The following is a 25856-nucleotide window of genomic DNA, read 5'->3' as shown; positions in this document are numbered from 1 at the left end:
CGAACCGGGAGCGCGGGCGGGCGGGATATTCCGCAGGTCAGGGGCATCCCCGGGTCAGCGCACCGGGTCGTGGGTGCCGCGCGGCACGTCGGGACGGCAGCGGCGCACCCGGTCGGCGGCCATCCGCCCGCCGACGGCCAGCCCGTACCGCTCCACGGCGGCCAGCCCGTACGCGCTGCACGTGGGGGTGTAGCGGCACTGCCCCGGCCAGCGGTGCGACAGCCAGCGCCGGTAGCCGAGGATCGCGGCCCGGCCGGCCCGATCCACCAGCGGCGCCCGCCTGGCCGGAGCGGCCGTGGGTGCCGACGCCCGACCGGGCGCGACGAGCCGGGCGAGCAGCGCGCCGAGGGTGAGCAGCGTGGAGAAGAGCCCGAAGTTGCAGTTGGGCACGTCGCAGTTGGGCACGTCGCAACTGCACCCGCCGCAGTAGTCGCGCTTCTTCTTCTTGCGGTGCTGGTCGTGCTTGTCGTTGATCACGGGGAACATCATGCGAAGGGCGCGCCACCCTCGCATCCCCGGGCGGTGCTCGGGGTGGTCGGTCGGGGGCCGATGCGGGAAGTCCCGGATGGAGCGCGGCCGGTCGGGCGTCGACGCTGGGTGGATGACTGACACCGATGCGCGGACGTCGACGAGGCTCGTGCGGGCGGCCGCCGTCGGCGGCCCGGCGCTCCTGCTGCTCTACGGCCTGCTCCGCCTGGTCGACGGCCTCGACGGCGACCGGGGCGACGGCTTGGCCTGGGACGTCGGCCACACCTTCTTCCTCGTCGGGATCCTGCTGTTCGGCGCGCTGGTCGTCGGGCTGCGCCGGCTGTTGCTGGCCGTCGCGCCCCGGCGACGGGTCCTCACCGAGGCGGCGACCGTGCTGGGGCTGGTCGGGGTGGCCGCCTTCGTGTGGGTGATCCTCGGCGACCTGTTCCCCGGGCTGGCCGATGCCGCCGCGCTGCCCGATCCGGCCATGATGCTGGGGCCGCTGCTGTTCCAGGTCGGCATCCTCACCCTGCTGGTGCAGGCGGGGACCACGCGACCCCGGCTGCTGCCGGCGTGGGTGCCGGTGCCGGTACTGCTCGGGTTCGTGGGGATCGCCGCGGACCTGGACCTGCTGCCCCTCGCCGCCGCGGCGATCCTCGCCGGCCTGCTCCCCCTGCAACGGCTGCGCTGAGGCGGTCGTCGCGGACCCGCCCGACGCGGAGCGCGCTGAGCAGCGAGGCCGCACCGCGCGCCCGGGACACACCCGCCGAGGGTCAGCTCCAGACGGTGCGGCGCATCCCGTCGTGCTCGGCGCAGGCGTCGCGCCGCCCGCCGGTGAGGCTGACCGAGCCGTCGCGGCACTGCACCAGGTAGCCCCGCCCGGCCCAGAACTCGGGGACGCAGTCGAACCAGTCGCAGATCTCCGCCGCCGGCTTGCGGATGCGGTTGCCGCCGCAGAAGTCGTACCCCATCGGGTTGGCGGGGGCGCCGCACCGCCGCTCCCGGGCGGGCGTCGGCGAGGGCGACGTGGTGTCGCGGCGCGGCGCGGACGCGGTCGCCGCCTTCGGCGGGACGACGGGCGTCGCGGCCTTCGGGGCGGGGGTGCCGCTGGGCGCGGGGGTGCCGCTGGGCGCGGGGGTGGCGGCGACGGCGACCTCGGAGCCGGTCGGGTCGGAGGGGTCGGTGTCGAGCAGCGCGGCGGGCACCAGCAGGGCGATGCCGGCGGCGACGGCCACGGTGCGCCGGCCGCCGGGCACGAACGCGAAGGGCCGGGCCTGCCCGGGGGTCGCGATCTGTGGCCGGAACGGCTTGAGCTGTGCGTGCTCGGCGATCGCCTCGTCGAGCTGGTCGAGCACCGCGCCGCGCTGCTCGATGGCGTCGGCGAAGGCCAGCGCCAGCTTGAACCGGAAGTCGGCGGCGACGTCGGCGGGGAGCATCAGCCCGGAGGTGCGCCGCCGGTCCAGCACCTGTATCAGCGTGACCGGCGCGTGCGGGTCGTGGGACAGGCCGGTCATCTTCCCGTACGCCCAGTCGCGCCGGCCGCGCCCGCCGAGCAGCACGAGCCGGCGGTTGGTGATCACCGCCATCCCGGCGTCGGCGACGCGGACGCCGTCGGGCCTGCGGGCGCGCAGTGGGGCGGCCTCCGGGGCGATTGTCAGGTCCGGCGCGGGCAGCACGGCGGTGTGCCGGACCTCCACCAGTTGCGCGGCCGGCAGCACCCAGAAGACCACCTCGTCGGGGGCCAGTTCCAGGGGCAGTCCCGCGCCCGCGGCGGTCGAGCCGTGGAACGCCTCGGCGAGGGTACGCAGGCGGCGCAGTTCGTCGTCGCGTCGTCGCCATTCCTGCTCGGCGCTGCGGAACTCGCGCCGCCGTCGTTCGTTCTGCCGGTGCGCCCACCGGTACCGCCACGTGGAACCCGTCGAATCAGTCTTTGCCACGCCGACTCCTTCGCCGCGCAGGCCACCAATCGGGGTGTCACCGGTGTCAACGGTGACAACGGCCGGCAGGGACACGACGCATCCGGGCAAAATAGCCGAACGGCGGACCAAATCGGACGATAAGGGGGTTCTGCCGCCTCGACTCACATTGTGGCGACGCAAGGGTTGCCACGGGGACCAGCACGTCACACGCTGCCCGCCTACCGGGAGCCACCCTCCTGTCGTCTGGTCGGCGCCACGGCGCCACGGTACGTTCTGACATGCGAACATCCTCACCATCGTCGATCGGGGAGGGTCAGCCGTGTCGCACATCGAGAGGATTGTCGGCCAACTCCGTGTGCTGATGAACGGCGTCGACAGAGCTCAGGGGCTGGCAGCCGCCGCCGACGATCAGGCGCGAGAAGTAGCGCTGCGAGCTGCCGGCGCCGGTTTCGCCGCTGTGGCCGCCGGTACGGCCCGGGTGCGGCAAGAGATCACCGGAATCCGCGAAAGCCTGACCGGCCTCGCCACCTCGGTCGGCGAGGCGACGACGGCAGCCATGGCCGTCCCCCAGGAGGCCACTCCGCAACAGACGATCACCGTACTGACACCCGTGCGGAACACCGTCGACGGCGCCCGTGACGCGGCGGCCGGAGCCATCGCCCGGGCCGACGAGGCGCGGCGGCTCACCGCCGTGGTCCTGCAGGGTGGCCAGCCGGGCCCGCTCCTGTCAGCGCTAAGCAGCATCAAGCAGGTCCTGGTGCTGGTAGTCCAGCGCGCCGGGAGCGCCCGACAATTCGTCGAAGCGGCGATCGTCGACGCACGTCGCCTGGGGGCATCGGGAAATTGACCGGGGCTGGCGGTCCTGCACCGACCAGCCCCACCCCCACCACCGCCGGCGATCCGACCTCCACGGGCGATGCCGCCGCCGCTGGCGAAGACGCAGGGGTGTCCTGGAACCGGCGCGCCACCGGCAGGCCTGGAGGTACGCCGACCGGACCACGCACCAGGATCAGACCGAAGCTGGACATCGGCGGGCGCCGTCCCCTGGAACTTGAGAACGAGTGCGCCGACCAGGTCGCCGACAGAGGCTACCGGGTGCACCAGAACCCGACCAGGCAGGAGATCGCCGAGGCGCGGCTCAGCACCGGCGACTCCGGCAACCCGGACAAGGACCCGGATTACCTCATCGAGGGCCACGTCTTCGATTGCTACTCTCCCACTCCCGACAAACCAGTACGGGGTGTGTGGAGCGAGGTCCACGCGAAGATCGACAAGGAACAGACCCAACGCGTGGTGCTGAACCTCCAGGACTGGCGTGGTGATCTCTCGGCCCTGCGGAATCAGTTCGACACCTGGCCTGTCGACAAGCTGAAGGAACTGGTGGCGGTGACACGAGGAGGCGCGATCGTGCAAATCGTGTGGCGAGATTGACGAGAGGCTGGAGAGATGGCTGTCGAGTTCCGATTGACGCTGGCGGGCAGTGCCCCGTTGGAGGAGGTGGCCGAACTGGCGGCCGCGGATGTCACCGAGATGCCGACTCCGACGGACAACCCCCGGCTGTTCAGCGCCCGGCTCTACGAGGAACGCGGGTACGCCTTGACCATCTACGCGGGCCGTCACGGTTACTACGACGCCGAGGACGACGACGGAACCCGCTGGGAGTGGGAGCCTGAAACGTACGTTGACCTCGACTTTTCCATGCACGCGGACGACCTGGTCGACAAGGGGATTCCGAACATGGCGGCGGCGGTCGCACGAGTGCTGGCCGGGCGGTCGGAGGACGCGGCACTGGTGCAGAACGGCAACTGGCTGCTGTTGACCCGCGTCGCAGGGCGCGTCCGCAAGCACCGACAGTCCTGGTGGGACCACTACGGTGTGGATCGCCTCGTCGCTCCGTGAGCTTTCGGGCCGACTGTCAGCGGGGTGGATGATCTGGCTGGGTCGGTCGCGGCGAGACATGGCGCGCCGGCCGGGCCGAGTGACCCGACCGGCGCGGCGAACGGAGCGGGTCAGTGGCGGTGGCCCTCCCCCACCCGGTAGGTGCGCAGGTTGGGGTCGGCCTTGAGCTGCGCCTCCGTGTACTTGATGGTGTCCCAACCCTTGCCCGAGTAGAGCCGCGTCTGGTCGCCGTACCAGGGGGAGTTCGGGTTGCTCGACTGCGAGTAGGTGAGGATCTGCCGTCCCGACGGGCCGTTCCGGCCCAGCTCGACGGCCATCACGAACGACGAGCCGTGCACCACCTTCGGGTAGCCGACGCCGGGTGCCAGCGGGCTGATGATCATGTTGAAGACGCCGGCCTCGGCGCGCCCGCCGTGGATCGGGATGCGCCGGTCGCCGCGCGGCTCGGTCTGGACGTCGCCGAGGCGCGCGTCGAGCGGGATGCCGGCGAGCCTGCGGACCGCGTCGGCGAGCGCGGTGAGCACGCGCGGGTCGGCGGTGTTCAGCCGGCTCGGGGTGCGCACCGGGTCGGCGGCGTCGAACGCGTCGGCGAAGCGGATGCCGCCGGACAGGGCGAACTCGGTGAACAGGTGCGCGCCCCGGCTGTCCAGGTCGACGCGCAGGTCCCAGCCCTTCAGCGCCGCGCAGGCGTCGCGCAGGTCGACCGTGGTCCCGTTCGAGGCGGTCGCGGTGGGGTGCGTGGTGCACAGCGCCACCAGGTCGTCGCGGACGAGTTCGCCGCCGTACGCGCGGTTGCCGAAGACGGTCTGCCAGAGCCGGGACGTGGTGTAGCCCCGCCCCGGCAGCCCGTCGGTGCCGGCGAGCCGCCCCCGCACCTGCTCCACGCCGAGCCGGGTGCGCAGGCTGCGCTCGGTGCGCTCGTTGCCGATGATGCGCGGGTAGCCCTCCAGCGGCGCCTCCGGGTTGGCCAGCCAGTGGCTGTCGTTGGAGTTGGTCACGTAGTCGGCGCGGATGCGGACCGGCAGGTTGGCCGGGCCGAGGATGCCGGGCACGGCCGCGTCGGGGTCCCGGCCGAGCGCGCAGGCCGACCGGGAGCCGTCGAGGACGGCCTGGCCGCTGGCGGCGTAGAGCGGCTGGAACGGCGCGGGGATGCAGGCGGCGGCCAGCTCGTGGGTGACCCGGGGCACCACCGAGTGGTCGGCGTAGAGCGCCTCGCCGCGGGCGTCGGCGGCGATCACGTTCACCCAGGGCAGGAACTGGTGCCGGTCGAGCACCCGCTTCAGCTCGCGCACCGTCTTCGCCCGGCCCATCTGGAGCCAGCCGTCGAACGCGCGGTTGTTGGTCGCGTTGGCGTCGGTGATCGCGTACGCGCTGGTGGCGGTCCAGTCGAACGTGCCGGGGACCACGACCACCGGGCCGAGGTGGGTGTCGTGGAAGGTACGGCTGACCGGCACCGTCCCGCCGCCCGGGCCGGGCACCTGCACGGTGACGGTGCGGGTGGTCATCTTCCGGGGCCGACCGTCCACGTAGTACGAGGTGGGGTCGCCGGGGACCAGCGCGAGCCGGTGCCAGACGAAGCGGCGAGCGGTGGAGACGGTGTGGCTCCAGGCGAGGGTGCGGTTGTGCCCGATCTCGACGATCGGGTCGCCGACCAGCGCCGCACCCTCCACGTCGTAGCGGCCGGGGACCTTGAGGTGCATCCGGTAGAAGCGCTCGGCGCCTTCCCACGGGAAGTGCGGGTTGGCCAGCACCATCCCGCCGCCGTGCGTGGTGGCCTGCGCGCCCAGCCCGTACGCGTTGCTGCCCACCCCGGCGGGCGCGCCGTCGGCGGAGGCGACCACCGCCGCCGCGCCCGGCGCGTCCAGCGCGGCGGCCGGGCCGGTCGCCGTCGGCGGGGCGGCGGCGACGATCCCGTCGAGCACCGCCCGCGAGCTGGCCCGGACCATGCTGGCCCAGCTCGCGCGCCAGACGTCCAGCTCGGTCAGCGGGCGCACCCACGGCTTCGCCCGGCACGCCGGGTCGGTGAGGTTCGCCGCGCCGGTGCGGCGCAGATAGTGGTTGTAGCCGGCGACGAAGCCGCGGATCTGGTCGCGGACCTCGTCCGACGGGGAGTGCACGCCGTCGCGCGGCCCCTGGAGCAGCCGCTCGGCTGTGCGCTCGTCGATGGCCTTACGGAAGAACAGGTCGCTGCGCACGTTCGCGTCCGTCGGGCCGGTCGCCCCGAAGAAGCGGGACCGCTCGGCGTTGACCGTGACCATCTTCTCGGCGATGACGCAGACGTTGTCCTCGGCCTGCACGTAACCGACGCCGAAGCCGAGGGAGGCGAAGTCGCGGGCGGTGATGTGCGGGACGCCGTACGACGCCCGGCGGATCTCCGCCGAGTAGCCGCTGTCGCGGTGCTGCGCGGCGGCCGGCGGGACGCCGGTGACCACCGTGGTGAGGACCGTGGCGAGTGCGGTGAGCACCGCGCCGGCCGGCTTCAGCCTCATCCTGTTTCCTGCTTCCTACTCGTTGCTCATAGCCGAGCAGTTCGGATAGTTCGCTCTCCGCCCAGCGGTAGCCGCGGGCTGGAGTCCTGGACCGGCAGTCTGGTCCGGTGGCGATCGGTCCGGTCCTGCAGGATCTGCTTCACCCGCTGGTGTGGGGTGTGCAGGGCGATGTCGGGGTCGCCGGCTCGGTGCAGGATGTTGATCGCGGCGTTCACGTCGGCCTGCCACACCACCCCGCAGCGGGTGCAGTGAAACCGGTCCCCACTACGGCGGCCGAAGGCGCCGCATTGGTGACAGGTTTGTGAGGTGTAGGCGGCGTTGACGGGAACGAGCGCAGAACCTCTACGCTCCGACACGCTTTTCAGGGCCTCGGCGGTGACTCCTCTGGTCCACGCGGCGAGACGCCGGTTCATGTTCTTAGGAAGCTTTCTGCGGCTGGTGAAGCGTGTGGTGAGGTCTTCGGCGACCACCGTGGCGGCCTTGTCCACGACCTCGTGCACGGCGGTGAAGATCTCCGTGCGCACCCGCGCCCGATGCCGGGCGGCCTGCCGGTCCCGCTTCACGGTGCCGAGATTGTTGACCTTGACCCGGTGCGCTTTCGCGTGGTCCCCACGCCGGGCGGCGGTGTTCGCGATCGAGCGCAGCTTCGCCCGCCGCCGGTTCCGTTCCTTCAACCGGTCCGACTCACTGGACAGCAGCACACCAAGCTGTTCACCGTGGGGCTGGCCGTCGGAGTCGGTCAGGGCTTCGGTGTAGCCCTTGTCCACACCGACCGTCGCCTCGCCGCACGGCCGCTGCGACGACCGCATCTGCGCCGCGTCGATCTGGTAGTGCACCTCGACCCGGCCGCCGCGCAGGATCAGCCGCAAGGTACCCGTCGGCGTGACCGTCGTGGACAGCGGGATCCTGACCATCTTGCGGGGCTCCAGGCCCGGGACCGCCAGCCACAACCGGCCCCACCCATCGACGGCGGTGTGGTACTTGTCGGCGCGCACCACGATCTGATCATGCGTGCGGTTGCGGCCCCGCTTCCAATGCTTGCGCATCTGCCGGGCCAGGAACGGGTCACTGGCCCACTGGTCGGCCCGCAGCGCGGTGAACATCCGCTGACGCTCGCCCGGATCGTTGGTGCGTTGGCTGACCGCCCGCCGGACGTCGACCTTGGCCGCCTCCATGTTCGCTGCGATGTCGGCGACGGCGTCGCGGACCGTTTCCTTCCACGCGTTCGCCAACACACCAAACTGCACGTGGATGCCGTCGGCCAACCAGCGGTCCCGCACCTGCCGGTCTCTCAACCCGGACCCGACACCGTTGATCGCGCCGTAACGCTGCCACACCTCACTACGCACCCGACCCAACCGGCGGGCCTGCTCCACCAGAGCGGCGTACTTGCCAGGATTCAGACGGGCCGAGTAGGCGATCCGGGTGACCTTCACCGGTCACCCTCCACGGTCAAGTCCGCCCGTTTCAACTCCTCCTCAAAGCGGCGCAAACCGTACAGCCGGCACGAGAAGGAGTTGATGATGGCCAGGAAATCCTCGACCAGCTCCTGCCGCGGGGACAGGGACTCCTGGTTGGCCACGACGATCTCGCAGCCGCCGCGCGCCGCCACATGCTCCAGCAAGTCGAACCCGAACCGGGCCAACCGGTCCTTGTGCGCCACCACCAGCGTGGCGACCTCACCCCGGTCGACGGCGTCCATCAACGCCAGGAATTCCTTACGGCGAAGGTCCATCCCGCCGCCGACCTCACTGATCCACTCGTCCACGGCCAGACCGCGAGCGAGGCAGAACTGCTGCATCGCCGCCACCTGCGAAGCCAAATCGGACTTCTGACCCGGCGACGAGACCCGGCAGTACACCACAACCTTCCGCCGGTCGACGGCGAAGCCCGGCTGCAAAACCCTGCGCACATCCGAATCGTCGAAATACCGCTGCCCCGACGGCAGACGACGAGCCGCGATCCGGCCCTCCGCCTCCCACCGGCGCACCGTGCTCACCGAACGGCCCACCCGCTTGGCAAACTCGCCGATCCGATAAACACTTCCCACGACAGTCAATTATGGACAGCTCTAGAAAGGAAAACAACCACTAGTAGCTGCTGCCCGTCTGGGTGAACATGCAGAACATTCACACTGATCGGCATTCTGGTGCCGCGAGGGCGGCCCGGGGAAGGGCTGATCGTGACTCCTTGTTCCCCCTGCGGGGCGTCGGGACGCTCGGTAACGTCAGCGGCGGCCGGTGTCACCGTGCGTACGGCGAGGGGGTGGAGTCGGTGAGCGAGCCGCTCCGCGCCGTCGTGGTCGGCGTCGACATCGGCACCACCAGCACCAAGGCGGTCGCGTACGACGTCGACGGCACGCAACTCCTGCACCGCTCGGTCGGCTACCCGCTCGACGAGCCGCACCCCGGCTGGGCCGAGCAGGATCCGCGCCGCATCCACACGGCGGTCCTCGAGTCGATCCGCGCGGTCGTGGCGGAGCTGGGCCGGCCGATCGCCGGCTTGGCGTTCAGCACCGCGATGCACAGCCTGATCGGGCTGGACGCCGACGGCAACCCGCTCACCCCGTCGCTCACCTGGGCCGACTCGCGGGCCAGCCGGCAGGCCGAACGGCTGCGGGCGGTCCCGTCCGGGCTGGCGCTGCACCGCCGCACCGGCACCCCGGTCCACCCGATGGCGCCGCTGCCCAAGCTGCTCTGGTACGCCGAGCAGGATCCGCAGCTGTTCGGGCGGGTCGCCTACTGGGTGGGCATCAAGGACTGGGTCCTGCTGCGGCTGTGCGACGCGCTGGTGACCGACCACTCGGTCGCCTCCGCGACCGGCCTGATGGACATCCACCAGCTCTCCTGGGACTCCGAGGCGCTCGGCATCGCCGGGATCACCGAGGAGCAACTGCCCGAGCTGGTGCCCACCACCGCCGTGCTGCCGGGGCTCACCGCCGAGGCGGCCGCCGCGACCGGGCTGCCGCCCGACACGAAGGTGGTCGTCGGCGCGGGCGACGGCCCGCTGGCCAACCTCGGGCTCGGCGCGGTGGCCCCGGGCGTGATGGCCTGCTCGATCGGCACCAGCGGCGCGATGCGGGTGATGGTGGAACGCCCCGGCGTGGACCCGCTCGGCGGGGTGTTCTGCTACGCGCTGACCGAGCAGCGCTGGGTGGTCGGTGGCGCGATCAACAACGGCGGTCTCGTGCTCGACTGGGCCGGCGACGCGCTCGCCCCGGAGCTGGGCGAGCACGCCGAGCGGGAGCTGCTGGCGGTGGCCGCCGAGGCCCCGGTCGGCTCCGGCGGGTTGATCATGCTGCCGTACCTGCTGAGCGAGCGGGCACCGCACTGGAGCGCGCTGCCGCGCGGCGCGTACGTGGGGCTGACCCACGGGCACCGCCGCGCGCACCTGGTGCGGGCCGGGCTGGAGGGGGTCTGCCAGCAGTTGGCGCTGGTGCTGGCCTCGGTACGGGCCGCCGGCAACGAGGTGCGGGAGATCCGGGCCAGCGGCGGGTTCGCCCGCAGCCCGCTGTGGCGGCAGATGCTCGCCGACGTGCTCGGCATGCCGGTGCGCTTCCCCGTCGAGCGCGAGGGCTCCAGCTTCGGGGCGGCGCTGCTCGGCATGGAGGCGCTGGGGCTGGTCGCCTCCGTCGACCTGGCCGCCGACCTGGTGCACCTCGAGGAGACCGTCCGCCCCGACCCGGCCGCCGCCGCCACGTACGCCGCCCTGCTGCCGCTGTTCTCCCAGCTGTACGACGCGCTGGTCCCCACGTTCGCCTCGCTGCGCCGACTCGCCCCGGGCCTGCCGCCGGAGCGGTCGCCACGATAGCCGCCGCCCGCGCCCCGGACGGGTGACACCGCTGGGCGCGATGCCGAGCGACCCGCGGGCTTCATATCGTATAAACGTGAGAAAAACGGACAAGAAGCGCTCATCTTCCTGGCGGGGCGCGGTGCGCGTACCGCTGGCGGTCGTCACCCTGCTGGCGCTGGCGGCGGGGCCGGCGGCGGCGGACGGCGGCGGGCCGGAGCCCGGGCCCGGGCGCCCGCCGGCCAGCACGGCGGCCTGGCTGCCCTTCCCCGGCGGGGTGTTCTCGGTGGACACCGGCACGCGCACCGTGCGCTACCGGGCCTGCGACGGCGACACCGGCCGCGCCGCCGACCCGGACATGCGGGTCGTCGGCCGGTCCGCGCGCGGCACGCTGACCCTCGACGGTACGACCTACGCCTACGACGTCCCGCTCGTCGGCCGCCGGTGGGGCTTCCTGGAGGTGGCCCGCCCCGGCGCCCGGCCGCAGCGGCTGGCCGGCCCGGTGGTCACCGACCCCCCGCCGCCCACCGATCCGGCCGCCGGCCGCCGGCTGCTGCCGCTGACCGACCGGCTCCGGCAGGTGGTCGACGCCACGGCCGGCACCAACCCGGCCGGCGTCACGGTCCGCGACCTCTCGGGCCGGTACGGCGACCAGCAGGTCGCGGTGAACGGCACGTTCCGGCCGAAGGCGGCCAGCGTGATCAAGCTGTGGATCCTCGTGGAGCTGCTGCGCCGGGTCGACTGCGGCCAGGTGTCGCTGGACGAGGGCGTGCTGGTCACCCCGGCCGACGTGGTCGACGGCACGGGCGAGCTCCAGCACGAGACGTTCCCGCAGGTGGTGAGCCTGCGTCGGCTCGCCGAGTACACGATCGTCTACAGCGACAACACCGCCGCGAACGTGCTGATCGGCTACCTGCACGGGTTCGGGCCGGTCAACGCCCTGGCGGACTCGATGAACCAGTGGCAGACCATCCTGGCCCGCAAGTTCCTCGACGAGGACGCCGCCCGGCGGGGCGAGGAGAACTACACCAGCCCGGACGATGTCGTCTCGCTGCTCGGCGCGGTCTGGGACGCGCAGATCCTCACGCCCGGCTCCCGCGACCTGCTGATCGACTTCATGCGGCGGCAGACCCTGAACACCAAGATCCCCGCCGCGCTGCCGCCCGGCGTCCCGGTCGCCCACAAGACCGGCGACCTGCCGGACGCCTCCCACGACGTGGGCTACTACCTCATCCCCGGCTCCGAGGTCGCGGTCGCGTTCCTCACCTCCGGCCCGATCGCCACCGGCGACGAGGTGGTCCGCCGCCTCGCCCGCACCGTCTACGACCACGTCGCCGATGGACGGTGAGCCCCGCTCCGGCCGGCCGGCCGCACGGCCAGCCGGGCTCGGCCGGCCGTGCCGGAGCGGATCCGGGGCCGGCCGGGCGCGAAGGCGCCCGGCCGAGCCCGGTCAGGGAGCCTCGACGCCGGAGATGCGGTACCTGTGCACCTCGGCGCCGCGGATCGCCACCGTCTGCTCCTCGGCCGGCCCCGCACCCCGGAAGGCCAGCAGTTGCGCGTCGGACTCCCAGCGCTCGTAGACGTTGATCCGGCCCGGCTCGACCAGGTCGGCGCCGATCGCGAAGTCGACGCAGCCCGGCGCGGACCGCGCCTGCCGGACGACCTCGACGCAGTCGGCGAGGTAGGCGTCCCGCTCGTCAGGGTCGACGTAGAGACTGCCGGCGACGATGAGCACTGGTGACCTCCAGGGTGCGGACGGACCGCACGATCAGGCGCGGCTGATCGCGTTGGCGTGGATGGCCTCGCTCAGGTACGCCGCCATCCCCGTCCTGATCCTCTCGAAGTACGCGGTGAACCGCTCGTCCGCCACGTACATGTCGGCCAGCCCCGTGTGGACCTCGTACGAGCACTCGTAGAACCAGCGGCTGATGAGCTGCCGGTGCTCCTCGGCCAACTCCATCGCCGCCGGGCTGTCCGCCGGCGCGCCGGAGGACATCACCTCGACGAACCGCCGCCCCCAGTCCTCGTTCTCGGCCTTGTTCCGCAGCCAGTCGTCCTTGGTGTAGCGGGACACGCGCCGGTTCGACTCCCGGTACGCCTCGGTGCCGCCCCACCGTTGCTCGGCCTCCTCGGCGTGCGCTTCCGGGTCGAAGTCGCCGAAGACCTCGAACCGCTCCTGCGGGGTCAGTGCAATGTTCAACTTGCTCGCCTCCATCGCGAACTCGATCGCCGTGACCATCTCCTGGAGCCTCTTGATCCGTACGGTCAGCAGCTCGTGCTGGCGGCGCAGGTGCGCCGCCGGGTCACTCGCCGGGTCGTCGAGGATCGCGGCGATCTCCTCCAGCGGGAACCCCAGCTCCCGGTAGTAGCGGATGTGCTGCAACCGCTCCAGGTCGGCGTCGTCGTAGCGCCGGTAGCCCGTGCTGCTGCGGCCACTGGGCGAGAGCAACCCGATCTCGTCGTAGTGGTGCAGCGTCCGCACGGTCACCCCGGCAAACTTCGCCACCTGTCCCACCGTGTACGCCATGGTTTCCCTCCCTTCCGCCAACGAGGCTCCCGCCTGCCGTTACGTGAGGGTCAAGCCCGATTCTGGACCGGCGGGCGGCGGCCCGTCGGCGGGACCGGTCAGGCCGGTGGCGGCGGGGTCTGCCGGTAGAGGCTGACCAGCACGCCGTAGCGGTCCTCGCCCTCGCCGGCGTCCTCGGCGGTGTCGAGCAGCTCGCTGAGCGCGGCGCCGAGCCGTTCGGCCTGGGCCGCGGTGAGGCGCAGGTGGCGCAGGTGCAGCAGCGGCTCGCCGGGCGCCGCGGAGACCTCCTCGGCGACCGCCCCGAGCATCGCGGCGGTCGCGGCGGCGTGGCCGGGCGCCACGCGCATCCGTCGGGCGCTGCGCTGGTAGTACTGCTCGGTGCCGCCGCGGACCTGGCGGGTGTGGGCGACGCGGACCATGCCGGCGTCGCGCAGCACCTTGAGGTGGTGGGCCACGTTGCCCTTGGCCGCGCCGAGCGCCACCGCGAGTTGGCTGATGGTGGCGGGGCGCTGCCCGAGCGCGAAGAGCAGCCGCTGCCGCAGTGGGTGCCCGAGCGCCTTGAACTGCGCCGGGGTGGTGACCTCCAGCAGGTCGTCGAGCGGCTGCTCCGCGGGCGTCGGCGTCATACCGAAAGTGTCTACCTCTCTTGACGCTTTGTCAAAGCGCTGCTCTACTGCGGGCATGACAACCCTCGACACACGGGAACAACCGGCATCGCAGATCGAGATCGCCGAGGTCGTCGAGCGCACGGCCCGGCTGGTCGGCGAGCACTACGTCTTCGCCGACGTCGCGGCCCGGCTCGCCGGGCTGCTGCGGGCGGAGACGGACCAGCACCGGCAGGCAGCATCCTGGTCGGCGCTCGCCGACTCGCTCACCCGGACACTCCGGTCGGTCAACGGCGACCGCCACCTGCGGGTGAAGTTCCACGACCGGCCGCTGCCGGAGGACGGCGGGGATCCGCTCGCCGACGCGCTGCCCGGGATGGCCCGGGCCAGCCTGGGCGGCATCCACCGGGTGGAGCGGCTGCCCGACAACGTCGGCCTGGTGCGGATCGAGCCCGCACTGTTCTCCCCCACGCTGGCCGGGGAGGCGATGACCGCCGCGCTGCGCCTGGTCGCCGACGCCGACGCCCTGATCCTCGACCTGCGCGAGACGATCGGCGGCGACCCGGAGATGGAGGCGCTGGTCTGCGGGCACCTCTTCGACCGCCCGACGCACATCTACACCATGCGCCAGCGCCACCTGCCCGACCGCCAGTTCTGGAGCCCCGCACCGCTGGCCGGAGCCCGCTTCGGCGGCGACCGGCCGCTGGCCGTCCTGACCAGCGCGACGACCTTCTCCGGCGGCGAGTCGCTCGCCTACGCGCTCCAGCAGCACGGCCGGGCCACGGTCGTCGGCGAGCGGACCGGGGGCGGCGCCCACCCCCGGACGGGGTTCCCCGTCCACCCGCACCTGCACCTCTCGGTGCCGATCGCCAGCCCGGTCAACCCGGTCTCCGGCACCAACTGGGAGGGCACGGGCGTCGTTCCGGACGTCGAGGTGCCAGCGGCCGAGGCGCTCGACGCCGCCCACCGGACCGTCCTGCGCACCGCCCCGCCATCACTCACCGTTACCTAGCGCTCCTCGTCACGCAGCGTCACGCCACGGCCGGAGGACCGCACCGCCCCGTCGCCCCTTTGCTCTGCACCCATCACCGCACCACGGGTCTTGACCTGGACATATCCAGTCAGCGGGCAGTTCGCGGAGTTCACGCAGCGTGCCTGGCGCGTCGGTGGGTGCAGAGCAAAGCGCGCGGAGGGGGTAGGTCCCGGAAACGCAAGAAGGTAACGGAGAGTGGCGGCGAGTTCCGGGCCAGATGGCGCTGGACCGGTGACGGGAGTCCAGCCCAGGCCCGGGCGGGTGGGAGACCGACGCGTCGGGCCGGTCAGGCCCACTCCTCGTCGGGGTCGCCGTACGCGTCGGCCGAAGAGACCGCCGCGACCGCGCGGTCGGTGGAGCCCGAGGCGGGGCCGTGCGACCCAGGCGCAAGGGCCGGGCCGGAGCCGGGCGGCGCGGGGGCCGGCGGGCCCCCGTGGGTCCACGGGGTCTCCTCGACGGCAGGGAAGGTCCCCGCCGGCATGAAGGAGTCCGACAGGGTGGTGTAGCAGAGCCGCTCCCCCACCTCGGGCACGGTGCCCGGCGGGGCCGTCAGCCCCCGGCCCATCCCGCCGGAGAGTTCCAGCACCACCTCGGTCTTGCCGTCCGCCGCCGGGGTCACGAAGACCACTTTGGCCTTCTGCGCCGGCCGGGCCGGCGAGTACAGCGTGGTGCCGACCGGCATCGGCACCGGCTCGGTGGTGACGACCTGGACGCGGGGGCGCAGCACCGGCCGCTTCCCGGTGTCGTCCACCCGCTTCGGGTCGGCCAGGGTCACCTCGCCCACGAACGCCTCGCCGGTCAGCCGGTGCTCCGCCATCACCAGCGGGTCGTCGTAGGCGCGCTGGACGGCGTACGAGGTCAGGGCCCGTTCCAGCCGGTGCAGCCGCTGGGCGGCGGCCACCGCCCCGTCGCGGCGGGGCTGCGGCGGGCCGCCCGCGTCGACGTGCTCGGCGTACCCGGTGAACGCGTCCTTGTCGCCGTCCCACCGGCCGGCCACCCGGGCCCCCGGCGGCAGGCCGCGCAGCAACCCCACGCCGCGCCACATCAGTTCCCAGGTGGGCGCGAGCTGGTCGCGCAGCAGCCGCTCCAGCTCCGCGTACGCCCCGGCGCGCGCCTCCGGATCGTCCTCGGCGGCGGCGTACGCGGCGATGGCCGGGGCGAGGCGGTGGTTGTCGAAGTCGGGGTCGGTGGCCGGCCCGGCGGGCGGGCACAGCGCCGGGTCCTCGGCCCGGGCCGCCGCCTCGGGGCCGGTGAGCCCGGCCGGCGGGTCGATCCAGCCGAGCAGCGCCGGCAGGTGCAGGTCCTCCACCACGCTCTGGCCGGTGGCCCAGTGCAGGGTCAGCGCGTCGGTCATCGCCACCAGCGCCGACGAGCCTGGGTGCTCGGCCCGCTCGGCGAGGAAGGTCAGCCAGCGCCCGAGCACCGGCACCGACGGGTGCACTGGATACTCCCCGTCGGGGCGACGGAAGCGGGTGGAGCGGCCGAGCAGCCGCAGGAAGGTCACCCCGGCCGGGTTCGGCACCAGCAGCTGCGGGGCGTCGACGTACCGGTACCGCACGTCCCTGCCCCGGTCGATCGGCACCGCCTCGGCGACCCCTCGGAACCCGTCGAGGTACGGCAGCACGGTCGCGGCCAGCTCGGCGGCGAACCGGAATCGCTGGTCGCGGTTGCGGGGCTGCGGCACGATCAGCAGCCGCGCCGCGTCGGGCGCGTCGCCGACCAGCGCCGCCAACGGGGCGTTCGCCTCGCCGGCCATCGCCAGCGGCACCAGCACCAGCGGGCGCTCGGCCAGGTGCAGGTGCCGGACGGTCGCCACCGGCTGGGCCACCCCGGCGGCGAGCGCCTGCGCCCTGGCGAGCGCGCGGAGCGTACTCATGCCGGGGTCCCGGCGAGGGCGTCGGCGCGCAGCCGGGCGGCGGCCCGCAGCAGCGCGGCGGCCTCCTCCTGCCCCGGGTCCGGCGTGCGCTCGCCGGCGGCCAGCGCCAGCACCTCGTCGACGTCCGCGATCCCGCCCAGCGCCTCCCGGACCGGCCGGCCCAGCGCCCCGCTGTGGCCGCGCGCCTCGTGCCGGCAGAAGTACGCCAGCTCGCAGGCCGCCAGGCACTCCGGCGCGTAGCGGGCCTCCACCCGGGACAGCGCGGCGAGCAGCGCCGCGGGCTCGGCGGCCAGGTCGGCGGTGAAGTCCTCGGGCACGGCGGCCAGCAGCGCGTCGTGCCGGGCCATCCGGTCGAGCTGCCGACGCAGCACCAGCAACTGCTTGCGCACGTCGACCAGGCTGGCCACCGGCTGGTTGGCGAAGTCCCGCGGGCAGACCAGCACCACGTCGTGCGACACCAACTCGGGGCCGTGGCCGGCGGAAGCGAGCAGCTCGCGCAGGGCCAGCACGTATACGGCGGCCTGGGTCGCGGCGGCGGACACCTTGGCCGCGTCGGCCTGACCGTCGACCACCGGGAACGACTTGATCTCGACCACGTGGAACCGACCGGCGAGCCGGGCGGCGACCAGGTCCGGCTCCAGGTGCACCCGGCGGCCGGCGACGTCCAGGCCGAGCAGGGGATGGTCGAACAGCGCGGCGGCGTCGCCCGTCCCGTCGCCGGGCGTGGCGCCGGTCAGCAGCTCGGCGGAGCGCCGGTGCCGGGCTGCCGTGTCGTCCTCGACGCCGTCGCCGAGGTCCGTCCAGGTCGCCGCCGCCGGCACCGGTACGCCCAACCGCTCGGCGACCAGCCGCAGCAGCTCGGCCCCGCCGTCGGCCTTGACCTGCGCCTCGAAGGCGTTGCCACGGGTGATGGCGAACCGGGACTGCCCGAACCGGGCGGGGAAACCGATCCGCTCGGCCAGCTTCGGCTTGTCCACCCCGGCGCCGTCCAGCACGGCCCGCCGGGTGCAGCCCGGGTTGCCGGTCAGCGCGGCGATGGTGCGGGCGTTGTGCCGCCTGGGTGGCACGCCGCCGCGGATCGCCGCCAGTCGCTCCTCGCTGCTCGTCACGATCCGCCACGATAGGCGGTCCCCGCCGGTCGCGCCGGGCGACGCCCCGGCGCGAAGAGCGCGGGACGCCGCCCGGTGCGCGCGTGCCCGGCCAAACCGCGCCGGAGCCCGGTCAGGCCGAGCCGGAGAGACCGGCCAGGAGCGCGGAGCCGCCGCAGCAGACCACGCCGAGCACAAGGAGGGTGACCAGCAGGATGCTGTAGTTCGACCACATCCCGAACTTCGTCACGTCGGTGCCCTGCCCGTCGTGGACGCGGTTGCGCCACCCACCGAAGCGGAACGACAGGTGGTGCACCGCGCCGGGATGGGCGACGAGCGCGGTGGTCATCACGGGAATGCCCATGAAGTCGGTGTAGCGGACGTCGTGCGGGCCCGCCGGGACGGCCACGTGCCAGGTGCCCTCGCCGGGAATCGGCACGACCTGGCGGTCGACCTTGAACTTGCTGGTCGAGGGGGCGGGGACGAGGTACGGCCCGCGGTTGACCGAGACGGCCAGCACGGCGTGGCCCGGGGGTGGCGGGATCGGGTGGGGGTAGGCGACCAGCGGGGTGACCGCGCCGGGCCCCGGCGGGTACGACGGATGAGGGGGATACGACATCGCCACATCCTGGCACGCCCCGGCACGCGGGCCGGGGCGCGCGCTGTCGGGCCGGCTGACACCGGCACCCACGGGTCACGCGGCGGTCAACGGCCGGAGGAGCGGTTCCAGGGCGAGCGGGGCAGGGCGGTGCCGGCCGTCGGGCGGCGGTCTCGGCGACGCCGGCGGCGCCCCGGGGTGCAGGGCGGCCGGGAGACGGTGTGCACGGGCGCCGGGGCGGGCGCGGCGGGCTGCCGGCCGATCAGCCAGCAGAGGAAGCGGGCCATCGGTGGGCTCAGCCGACCGCGAGGCGCTCGGCCTCGGACGTGGGGATGTCGTACTGGGCGCCGCAGAAGGTGCACTGCTGCACGTAGCGGGTGCGGATCGGGATGATCGGGACGAAGAACAGGCTGAACTTCGTCGACCGGCGGGTGATCACCTGTGCGGCGTCGTTGCCGCAGTTGCGGCAGACCTGCCGCACCACGCCCGACTGGCTGACCTTGGTGCGGAGCCCGAAGATGAAGAACATCGCCCGGCAGTACCCACTGCCGGGCCCGCAATCACCCCGCGACCGGGGTCAGGAGCGGGAATTCTTGGCGGACGGCACGGCCGACAGCCCGCGCAGGAAGGCCAACCCCTCGACGGCGAGCGCGTCGGGGCCGGTGGCGAGCGGTCGCCACACGGACATCGGCACGGCCAGGGCCGGCGCCGTGAACGACTCGATGCTCAACTGGCCGGCGTAGTCGATGTCCGCGAGGGCGGCCAGCATCGCCCGCCAGTCGAGGTGGTCCCCGCCGGGCACGCCGCGGTCGTTGCCGCACACCTGCACGTGGGCGAGCCGGTCACCGGCCGTCCGGATGGCCGCCGGCAGGTCGCGTTCCTCGATGTTCAGGTGGAAGGTGTCCAGCGCGAGCCCCAGGCCGTCGATCCCGTCGACCACCTCCAACGCCTGCTCGACGGTGTTGAGCAGGCTGGTCTCGAACCGGTTGAGCGGTTCGAGGGCGATCGTGACGCCCCGCTCGGCGGCCTCGGCGGCCAGCGGCCGGAGCCGGTCCACGAGGCGCGCCGTGGTGGCGCGCCGCGCGTCCGCGTCGAGCAGCCAGGTCCGACCGGCCGGCGCGTAGAGCGGGCCGGCCACGACGTCGGCCCCCACCTGGCTCGCGGCCCGCAGGCAGTGCCGGACGAAGTCCTCGGTGAGCCGCACGACCTGCTCGTCGTCGGCGAGCAGGTCGTGCTCGGGCAGCAGGCCGGCGCAGACGGCGGGGGCCAGGTCCAGCCCGGCGAGCAGCTCCGCGGCCACCGTGGGATCCCAGTCACCCGGGGCCTGGATGGGCAACTCGACGGCGTCGAAGCCCCACGCCTTGATCCGTGGGGCGAGTCGGGCGAGCTCCTCGTCGGTCAGCGGCGCGACCCACGCCCACGTGTTGATGCCGATCTTCATGCCCGCCCTCTCGCCCTCCACAGTCGACGGAATCCGTCGACTGTAGAGGATCGTGGGGGCGCCACGGCCGGCCGACACCGGGGCATCCGCTCGTGGCAAACGAGCGGATGCCCCTGCCGGGCCCGTGGCCCGCCCGCCGCGACGGCAGGCTCGCACAGGCACGACGGCCGACGATGAGTACGTCGCTGTCAGGCGTCGCTCATCTGCCGGTCCCAGTCGTCGCGCTTCTGCTCGCCGGAGTCGCCGCGCTTGTCCTGGCTCCGATCGTCACCCTTGTCCTGGCCCCACTCGCCGCCCTTGTCCGGGCCCCACTCGTCACCCTTGTCCTGACCCCACTCGTCGCGCTCCTCGTCGCGACCCGAGTCGTCACGCTCGTCCTGGCCCCACTCGTCACCCTTGCCCTGGCCCCACTCGTCGCGCTCCTCGCCACGGCCCGAGTCGTCACGCTTGTCGTGGTCCCGCTCGTCGCTCTTGATCTGGCCCCGGATCTCGCCCTTCGGGTACTTCTTGGTGTGCACGTTGGCGTACGTGACGCCGGCCTCGATCGCGTCGACCAGCTCGTCGAACTCCCCGGGCTCGATGCCCTGGTCGGCGGGGCCCACCACGTCAGCGGGCCTGATGGTCCCCTCGATCTTGGCAGGGGCGGGAGGGCAGGCCTGGGTGCCCTGTGGCGCGCCGCCCTTCGCGTCCTTGAGGTTCGAGCAGAGGAAGGCGGCGATGCCGCCGCTCTGGTGTCTTCCTCCGAAGTGGATGTGCGCCTGCTCGACGTCCTTCAGGTCGTCGTAGCTCAGTCGCCACTTGATCTCCTTGTTCCGTTCGTCGATGTGCGCCTCGAACCGGCCCGAACCGGGCGTGGAGATCGTGAGCGGGTCCTCCTGGTAGCCGCTGAGCTTCGCCCGCACGGTGTCCTCACCGCGCCGCGAGTCGTCCCAGTCCCACGAGTTCTGCGACTCTCGCGACTCGTGCTTGTCGCGCGAGTCGTCCCGTCCGTCGCCCATGGCGGCGTTTCCGACGGCGACCGCCGCCACCGCCGCGCCGGCCGCCACCGCAACTGCCCACAGTCGAGTACGTCCCACCATCACTGCTGCTCCTTCCTAGGCGAGGCCTGGCCCAAGCTCACGGACGGCCGTCGACCGATCCGTCGGAGGCGCAGGCGGAAGGCGCCGTTCAGCCGAGAACGGAGTCACGATGCCGACGGCTCAGGCTGAGCAGGCGCCCCTATGATGAAATTGTCCCATATTTCCCATATGCCGTCGCGGCTTCCCCGATCCGACCGTGAGAGACTTTCGCGACCTGTGGACCGCCTGCACCGGCTCTGCGGCGCTTGGACAGGCAAGAGCCCCCTGTACCCCGATGGGGTGACAGGGGGCTCCCGCTCCCGAGGTCAGCTCGTCGCCTGAGCGACCTCCGGCTCCAGGCCCGGCACCTCGGCCGGTAGCCAGATGGGCTGCCAGTCCTTCATCTCGTGGAAGCGGCGCAGCTCGAACAGCCCCGAGAGCGACCCGGCCCAGCCCGCGTACGGGGGGTTCTGCTCGTCGAAGCCGGACTGCACGAAGGTCAGCTTCGTCTTCCCCTGCGACTCGGCCAGCTCCCAGGTGCTGACGCCGATCGGGCCCCAGTCGACCGAGAGCTTCCGGCCGGGCTCCAGGTCGACGACCTTGGCGGCGTGACCGGATTCGAAGCCACCCATGGCGTAGCGGCCGCCGACCCAGGGCTCGATGCCGATCGGATAGCCGAACCAGGCGCTGGCCTGCGCGGAATCGGTCAGCGACTCGAACACCTTGGCCGCCGGCGCGTCGATCAGCACCTCGCCGCGCAGCTCGGCGGAGGTGAAGTCGACCTTCGGCAGCAGCGGGTCGCCCTCCAGGTGGGCGGCCAGGTTGGCGAGCGACAGGCTCCAGAAGGTCTGCAGCACGCCGCGGATGCTGCTGCCGCTCATCATCTCGGCGAAGTCGAAGTGGCTCTGGGTCAGCGTCAGGACCGTGCTGTCGGGCCCCTCGGCGCGCAGGGCGAACTCGGTGGTCGTCTCGACCCCGTCGAGCAGCCAGGCGAAGCGCAGGGTGTCGTCGTCGACGTGCAGCAGCCGCTGGTGCGGCGCGTCGCCCTCGGGGGTGTGCCGGCCCCAGAACTCGTACCGGTGCGGCAGCTCGACCTCGGCGTGCTCGGCGAGCCAGACGCGCAGCTCGGCCGGGTCGGTCAGGGCGCGGCGGACGGTCGCGACCGGCGCGGCGAGGCGGACGGGCACCTTCATCGGTTCACTCACGGTCTTTCCCCTTCGGATAACAGGCCACGGCAAGCTTGAAGGCGTCGCCCTCGGCGCCCCCGTAACGCGTGAAAAGGTCCTGCAGGGTCGTCTGCAGGTCGTGCAGAAACTGCTGACGTTGCTCCGCCGGCACCCGGATCTCGCCGGCCACCCCCACCGAGGGGAGCTCGGGGGCGGCGCGGTCCAGCCCGGCGATGTCGGCCTGGACCTCCTCCATCAGGTCCAGCAGGTAACCGAGGCTCAGCTCGTCGCGGGCCCGGCGCAGGCCGATCCGGCCGACGAGCCGGGGCGACAGCCAGTAGGACCGGGCGGCGGCCTGGTAGATGCCCTCCGTGATGCCCCGGACCTTGCGCTCGCTGACCTGCTCGGCCAGCCCGGCGGCGACGAGCTGCTTGACGTGGTAGTAGACGCGCTGCGGCGTCTGCTCCAGCCGGGCGGCGACCTCGGTGCAGGTGCGCGGCTCGGCCAGTTGCCGCAGCACCTCGACGCGCTGCGGCTTGAGCAGGGCCTCGGCCTGCTCCATCTGCTCCAGGTACAGGACATCTCTCATGGCAAAATCAGTTTGTACGTACAAAATTTATTTGTCAATGGGTTCGACGTAAGCCGCGCCGGCCGGCCGGCGCGGCTTACGTCAGGATCAGGGCAGCCAGTCGGGGCGCAGCGGATAGCCGCTCGACCCCTCCGGGCCGTTGCGGGTGGCCAGCACCTGGTGCAGCTGGATGCCGTTGCGCTCGAACGCCAGCCGGGAGCCGGCCATGTAGAGGCCCCACACCCGGGCCGTGCCCGGCCCCACCTCGGAGACGCAGAAGTCCCAGTGCTCCACGAGGTTGCGGCACCAGCCGGCCAGCGTCAGCGCGTAGTGCCGGCGCAGGTTCTCCTCGTGCTGCACCTCCAGCCCGACGTCGTGGATTTCGCTGACCACCCGCCCCGGGCCGGCCAACTCACCGTCGGGGAAGACGTACCGGTCGATGAACGCGCCCGAGCGGTGCGGCGCGTGGTTGTCGGCCCGCGTGATGCAGTGGTTGAGCAGCCGACCGTCCGGCCGCAGCCGGTCCCGCAGCGTGGCAAAGTAGGCCGGGTAGTTGCGCACCCCGATGTGCTCGGTCAGCCCGATCGAGGAGACCGCGTCGAACTGCTCGCGCGGCGCGTCCCGGTAGTCGAGGTGGCGCACCTCCGCCAGGCCGGTCAGCCCCTCCCGCTCGATCGCCGCCCGGGCCCACTCGGCCTGCGCCCGGGACAGGGTCACCCCGAGCGCCCTGACGCCGTACTCGCGGGCCGCGTGCCGGACCATGCCGCCCCACCCGCAGCCCACGTCGAGCAGGCGCATCCCGGCCCTGAGCGCGAGTTTCTGCGCCACCAGGTCGTACTTGGCCGCCTGGGCCTGCTCCAGTGTGTCGTCGGGCGAGCGGAAGACCGCGCAGGTGTACGTCATCGACGGGCCGAGCACCTTCTCGTAGAAGGCGTTGGAGACGTCGTAGTGGTGGGAGATCGCCGTGCTGTCCCTGATCCGGGAGTGCCGCAGCCCGTTCACCAGCCGCTTCCAGCGCGGCTGCGCCTCCTGCGGCGGGGGCGGCGGCGGCATCAGCCGCTCCCAGCCCAGCCCGCGCACCAGGGCCAGCGCCTCGGCCAGCGGGGGCGTACGCAGCCGCAACTCGTCCTTGAGCACCCGCAGCGCCTCGTACGGGTCGCCCGGGTGCACGCCCTGCAACGCCAGGTCACCGCTGACGTACGCCCGGGCCATGCCCAGGTCGCCAGGGGCGGTGAGCAGGTAGGTCAGGCCCCGCTCGGAACGGATCGACAGGGTGATCCCGGCGTCGGCCGGGCCCACCGCGCTGCCGTCGTACCCGATGACCCGCACCGGAAGGCCCCCGGTGGTCAACGCGCGGACGACGTCCGCCACGCGCGGGCCCGGGCGCCGGCCCCCCGCCGGCGGGGAGGCGGGAGCGCTCGCCGCTCCCTGGTCTCGATCGGTCAGGCTCATTTTCGTGCTACCGCCTTCTCGTACAGTCCCGTGAGCCGGTGGTCCGGGTCGTAGCGGTCCTTCACCGCGCGCCACGTCGCGCCGCCGTAGAGCCGGTCGAAGGATTCCCGGTCGTAGTACGCGTCGGAGTAGAGCGACTTGTGCCCGCCCAGCTCCGACACCATTCGCTCGATCACCCGGTTGACGTCGCCGTCGGCGGCGCCGCCCTCGATCGGCACGCTTCCCCAGAAGCCGATGTTCACGTAGTCCTGCCCCGGCCGGAGGGGATACAGCGGCCAGGCGCGGGCCGATTCCGGGCCGGCCGGCTCGCGCAGCCGCAGCGGGCACAGCCAGACCGGGGTCATCCCCACGGCCCGGGCGAACCAGCGCAGGAACTCCGCCGTCCGGTCCAGCGGGATCTCCACGTCCTGCACCACCCGCTCGCGCGCCGGCTGGCCCCGCAGCCGGTCGATCCGGGCGGCCACGCCGTGCCGGTGCTCCAACCGGACCAGCCGGTGGTAGACGTCGCTGCGCCGCCACCGCGCCGGCCAGATCCGCCGGACCACGGGGTGCTGCACGCCGAACGCCGCCGAGCACCAGAACCAGTCGGTGTCCCAGCGCCAGAGATAGTCGTACGTGGTCAGGGCGTCGCTGGTGCGCCGACGCAGCGACCGGTAGTAGATGTCCTGCCCCGTGTAGTCGCTGGCGTGCGGGACGTCGTCGGTGAAGGTGCCGAGCACCAGGTACGCCTCGCCGGGGCTGAACATCACCCCGTCCATCGCGTCCACGGCCTCGCCCGCCCAGGAGCGGGTCGCGGTGACCTCGGCGACCGCGTCGGTGAGGGCCTCCAGCCGGGTGAACCGGACGTTGCGCACGGCCACGAAGCGGCGTACCGGCTGCAGCTCGATGCGCAGCCGGGTGGCGTAGCCGAGGCTGCCGAGCGAGTTGGGGAAGGCCGCGAAGAGGTCGGCGTGCTCGCCCTCCGGGCGGGCCGTGACGACGTCGCCGGCCCCGGTGAGCACGTCCAGCTCCACCACCGACTCGTGCGGCAGCCCGTTGCGGAACGAGGTCGACTCGATGCCGAGCCCGGTGACCGCCCCGCCGAGGGTGATGGTGCGCAACTGCGGCACCACCAGCGGCATCAGCCCGTGCGGCAGGGTCGCGTCGACCAGGTCCTCGTAGGTGCACATGCCCTGCACGTCGGCGGTGCGGGCCGCCGGGTCCACATCGAGCACGCCGGTGAGCCCGCTGACATCCAGCCCCGGCACGCGGGGGGCGGACCGGGGACGGAACAGGTTGGAGGTGCGTTTGGCGAGCCGGACCGGTTCGCCCGCGGGCACCGCCGCGTACGACCGTCGCAGCTGGGCCACCGCGCCGTCGTGGTCGACCGGGTGATGATCCACACGCACCGCGCACATGAGATCACTGTACGCTCCCGCCGCTCTTCCCCGTGGGATGTCCACGGTGGCCGTTTCGCGCCGCGACCGCCGCCCGTCGCCCGGTGGGGCGGTGGATCCGGCGGTTCCGGATCGACGACCGCGTGGCCGCGCGGGCCCCGTCGGCATAGCGTGGGAGCCATGCCGAAAGCTGTGTGGAACGACGTGGTCGTGGCCGAGAGCGACGACACCGTGCTGGTGGAGGGGAACCACTACTTCCCGCGGACCGCCCTGCGCGACGACCTGATCCGGGAGTCCGACACGCACACCGTCTGCCCGTGGAAGGGCACCGCCTCCTACTACACGCTCGTCCACGACGGGCGGACCAGCCCCGACGCCGTCTGGTACTACCCCGACCCGAAGGCGGAGGCGGAGATGGTCCGCGACCGGGTCGCGTTCTGGAAGGACGTCCGGGTCGTCGAGTGAGCCACCCGCGCGCACCGGCGGTCGGAGCGGCAGTGGACG

Annotated in this window: 26 protein-coding genes; 8 read left to right on the top strand and 18 right to left on the bottom strand. The window is 72.9% G+C overall.

Translation table 11 applies throughout. From position 1 onward, the window contains the following. Positions 1–54: 54 nt before the first annotated feature. Complete coding sequence (gene yidD / locus ACGFZ2_RS20770; protein WP_393456182.1) at positions 55–486, bottom strand: membrane protein insertion efficiency factor YidD; 432 nt, start codon at positions 484–486, stop codon at positions 55–57. Between the two features lie 115 nt (positions 487–601). Between yidD and ACGFZ2_RS20765 the strand changes: the two genes are divergently transcribed. Further along, entirely contained in the window at positions 602–1159 is a 558-nt protein-coding gene (locus tag ACGFZ2_RS20765; RefSeq protein WP_393258962.1) for a hypothetical protein, read from the top strand. Positions 1160–1241: 82 nt separating this feature from the next. Here the strand turns inward: ACGFZ2_RS20765 and ACGFZ2_RS20760 are convergent, their stop codons facing one another. Further along, on the bottom strand, positions 1242–2405 hold the full coding sequence (locus tag ACGFZ2_RS20760) for a hypothetical protein (RefSeq protein ID WP_393455887.1): 1164 nt from the start codon (positions 2403–2405) through the stop codon (positions 1242–1244). 301 nt (positions 2406–2706) lie between these two features. Between ACGFZ2_RS20760 and ACGFZ2_RS20755 the strand changes: the two genes are divergently transcribed. The 3 genes from ACGFZ2_RS20755 to ACGFZ2_RS20745 all read left to right on the top strand — a co-directional run bounded on the left by ACGFZ2_RS20755 (position 2707) and on the right by ACGFZ2_RS20745 (position 4286). Beyond that, positions 2707–3234, top strand: coding sequence for a DUF6244 family protein (locus tag ACGFZ2_RS20755; protein WP_393455884.1), 528 nt, complete (start codon positions 2707–2709; stop codon positions 3232–3234). Positions 3235–3407: 173 nt separating this feature from the next. Continuing rightward, complete coding sequence (locus tag ACGFZ2_RS20750; RefSeq protein WP_393456179.1) at positions 3408–3818, top strand: hypothetical protein; 411 nt, start codon at positions 3408–3410, stop codon at positions 3816–3818. A gap of 15 nt (positions 3819–3833) precedes the next feature. Next, entirely contained in the window at positions 3834–4286 is a 453-nt protein-coding gene (locus tag ACGFZ2_RS20745; protein ID WP_393455881.1) for a SitI3 family protein, read from the top strand. A 110-nt stretch (positions 4287–4396) separates the two neighbouring features. Here the strand turns inward: ACGFZ2_RS20745 and ACGFZ2_RS20740 are convergent, their stop codons facing one another. From ACGFZ2_RS20740 to ACGFZ2_RS20730, 3 genes are read right to left on the bottom strand one after another with little or no spacing between them, the layout of a single operon-like run. Beyond that, a complete protein-coding gene (locus tag ACGFZ2_RS20740) occupies positions 4397–6775 on the bottom strand; it encodes an acylase (protein ID WP_393455878.1) in 2379 nt (792 codons plus the stop codon). Positions 6776–6801: 26 nt separating this feature from the next. After that, positions 6802–8211, bottom strand: coding sequence for an RNA-guided endonuclease TnpB family protein (locus ACGFZ2_RS20735; protein ID WP_393455875.1), 1410 nt, complete (start codon positions 8209–8211; stop codon positions 6802–6804). Beyond that, positions 8208–8825, bottom strand: a complete 618-nt coding sequence (locus ACGFZ2_RS20730; RefSeq protein WP_393455872.1) for an IS607 family transposase — start codon at positions 8823–8825, stop codon at positions 8208–8210. Before ACGFZ2_RS20730 ends, ACGFZ2_RS20735 begins: the two co-directional genes overlap by 4 nt. Before the next feature lie 224 nt (positions 8826–9049). On the opposite strand from ACGFZ2_RS20730, the gene ACGFZ2_RS20725 reads away from it, so the two are divergent. Then, on the top strand, positions 9050–10585 hold the full coding sequence (locus tag ACGFZ2_RS20725; RefSeq protein ID WP_393455869.1) for a gluconokinase: 1536 nt from the start codon (positions 9050–9052) through the stop codon (positions 10583–10585). 76 nt (positions 10586–10661) lie between these two features. After that, a complete protein-coding gene (locus ACGFZ2_RS20720) occupies positions 10662–11912 on the top strand; it encodes a serine hydrolase (RefSeq protein WP_393455866.1) in 1251 nt (416 codons plus the stop codon). Positions 11913–12014: 102 nt separating this feature from the next. Here ACGFZ2_RS20720 and ACGFZ2_RS20715 read toward each other — a convergent pair whose 3' ends face one another. The 3 genes from ACGFZ2_RS20715 to ACGFZ2_RS20705 form a co-directional block, all read right to left on the bottom strand. Beyond that, entirely contained in the window at positions 12015–12299 is a 285-nt protein-coding gene (locus tag ACGFZ2_RS20715; protein WP_393455863.1) for a putative quinol monooxygenase, read from the bottom strand. 33 nt (positions 12300–12332) lie between these two features. Beyond that, a complete protein-coding gene (locus ACGFZ2_RS20710; protein WP_393455860.1) occupies positions 12333–13091 on the bottom strand; it encodes a MerR family transcriptional regulator in 759 nt (252 codons plus the stop codon). A 98-nt stretch (positions 13092–13189) separates the two neighbouring features. Next, complete coding sequence (locus tag ACGFZ2_RS20705) at positions 13190–13717, bottom strand: ArsR/SmtB family transcription factor (RefSeq protein WP_393455857.1); 528 nt, start codon at positions 13715–13717, stop codon at positions 13190–13192. Between the two features lie 55 nt (positions 13718–13772). Here ACGFZ2_RS20705 and ACGFZ2_RS20700 point away from each other — a divergent pair, with 55 nt between their 5' ends. Beyond that, entirely contained in the window at positions 13773–14708 is a 936-nt protein-coding gene (locus ACGFZ2_RS20700) for a S41 family peptidase (protein ID WP_393455854.1), read from the top strand. A gap of 307 nt (positions 14709–15015) precedes the next feature. Here ACGFZ2_RS20700 and ACGFZ2_RS20695 read toward each other — a convergent pair whose 3' ends face one another. The 10 genes from ACGFZ2_RS20695 to ACGFZ2_RS20650 form a co-directional block, all read right to left on the bottom strand. After that, positions 15016–16605 carry a hypothetical protein gene (locus tag ACGFZ2_RS20695; protein WP_393455851.1) on the bottom strand — a complete coding sequence of 530 codons (1590 nt, stop codon included), beginning with the start codon at positions 16603–16605 and terminating at the stop codon, positions 15016–15018. After that, positions 16602–17714, bottom strand: a complete 1113-nt coding sequence (locus ACGFZ2_RS20690) for a hypothetical protein (RefSeq protein ID WP_393455848.1) — start codon at positions 17712–17714, stop codon at positions 16602–16604. Before ACGFZ2_RS20690 ends, ACGFZ2_RS20695 begins: the two co-directional genes overlap by 4 nt. Positions 17715–17826: 112 nt before the next feature. Continuing rightward, positions 17827–18312: a hypothetical protein gene (locus ACGFZ2_RS20685; RefSeq protein ID WP_393455845.1), complete on the bottom strand. Its 486-nt coding sequence runs from the start codon at positions 18310–18312 to the stop codon at positions 17827–17829. A gap of 274 nt (positions 18313–18586) precedes the next feature. After that, positions 18587–18820 carry a zinc-ribbon domain-containing protein gene (locus ACGFZ2_RS20680; RefSeq protein WP_393455842.1) on the bottom strand — a complete coding sequence of 78 codons (234 nt, stop codon included), beginning with the start codon at positions 18818–18820 and terminating at the stop codon, positions 18587–18589. 48 nt (positions 18821–18868) lie between these two features. Next, positions 18869–19753, bottom strand: coding sequence for a sugar phosphate isomerase/epimerase family protein (locus ACGFZ2_RS20675; RefSeq protein ID WP_393455839.1), 885 nt, complete (start codon positions 19751–19753; stop codon positions 18869–18871). Positions 19754–19920: 167 nt separating this feature from the next. Further along, positions 19921–20811 (bottom strand): CHRD domain-containing protein, encoded by an 891-nt coding sequence (locus tag ACGFZ2_RS20670; RefSeq protein ID WP_393455836.1) that lies wholly within the window; start codon positions 20809–20811, stop codon positions 19921–19923. A 305-nt stretch (positions 20812–21116) separates the two neighbouring features. Further along, complete coding sequence (locus ACGFZ2_RS20665; RefSeq protein WP_393455833.1) at positions 21117–21995, bottom strand: SRPBCC family protein; 879 nt, start codon at positions 21993–21995, stop codon at positions 21117–21119. Beyond that, positions 21988–22545: a helix-turn-helix domain-containing protein gene (locus tag ACGFZ2_RS20660; RefSeq protein ID WP_393455830.1), complete on the bottom strand. Its 558-nt coding sequence runs from the start codon at positions 22543–22545 to the stop codon at positions 21988–21990. Before ACGFZ2_RS20660 ends, ACGFZ2_RS20665 begins: the two co-directional genes overlap by 8 nt. An 87-nt stretch (positions 22546–22632) precedes the next feature. Then, positions 22633–23976 (bottom strand): class I SAM-dependent methyltransferase, encoded by a 1344-nt coding sequence (locus tag ACGFZ2_RS20655; RefSeq protein ID WP_393455827.1) that lies wholly within the window; start codon positions 23974–23976, stop codon positions 22633–22635. Further along, a complete protein-coding gene (locus ACGFZ2_RS20650) occupies positions 23973–25373 on the bottom strand; it encodes an FAD-binding oxidoreductase (RefSeq protein ID WP_393455824.1) in 1401 nt (466 codons plus the stop codon). The genes ACGFZ2_RS20655 and ACGFZ2_RS20650 overlap by 4 nt, the downstream gene beginning before the upstream one ends. Positions 25374–25532: 159 nt before the next feature. Here ACGFZ2_RS20650 and ACGFZ2_RS20645 point away from each other — a divergent pair, with 159 nt between their 5' ends. Beyond that, the gene (locus ACGFZ2_RS20645; protein ID WP_393455821.1) at positions 25533–25817 is read left to right on the top strand and encodes a DUF427 domain-containing protein; all 285 of its coding nucleotides are present in this window, start codon (positions 25533–25535) and stop codon (positions 25815–25817) included. The last annotated feature ends 39 nt before the right edge of the window (positions 25818–25856 follow it).

Source organism: Micromonospora sp. NPDC048063 (assembly GCF_043202855.1).
Lineage (GTDB): Bacteria > Actinomycetota > Actinomycetes > Mycobacteriales > Micromonosporaceae > Micromonospora.
The sequence above is the reverse complement of the archived record's forward strand: the minus strand, read 5'-3'. Positions and strand labels throughout refer to the sequence as shown.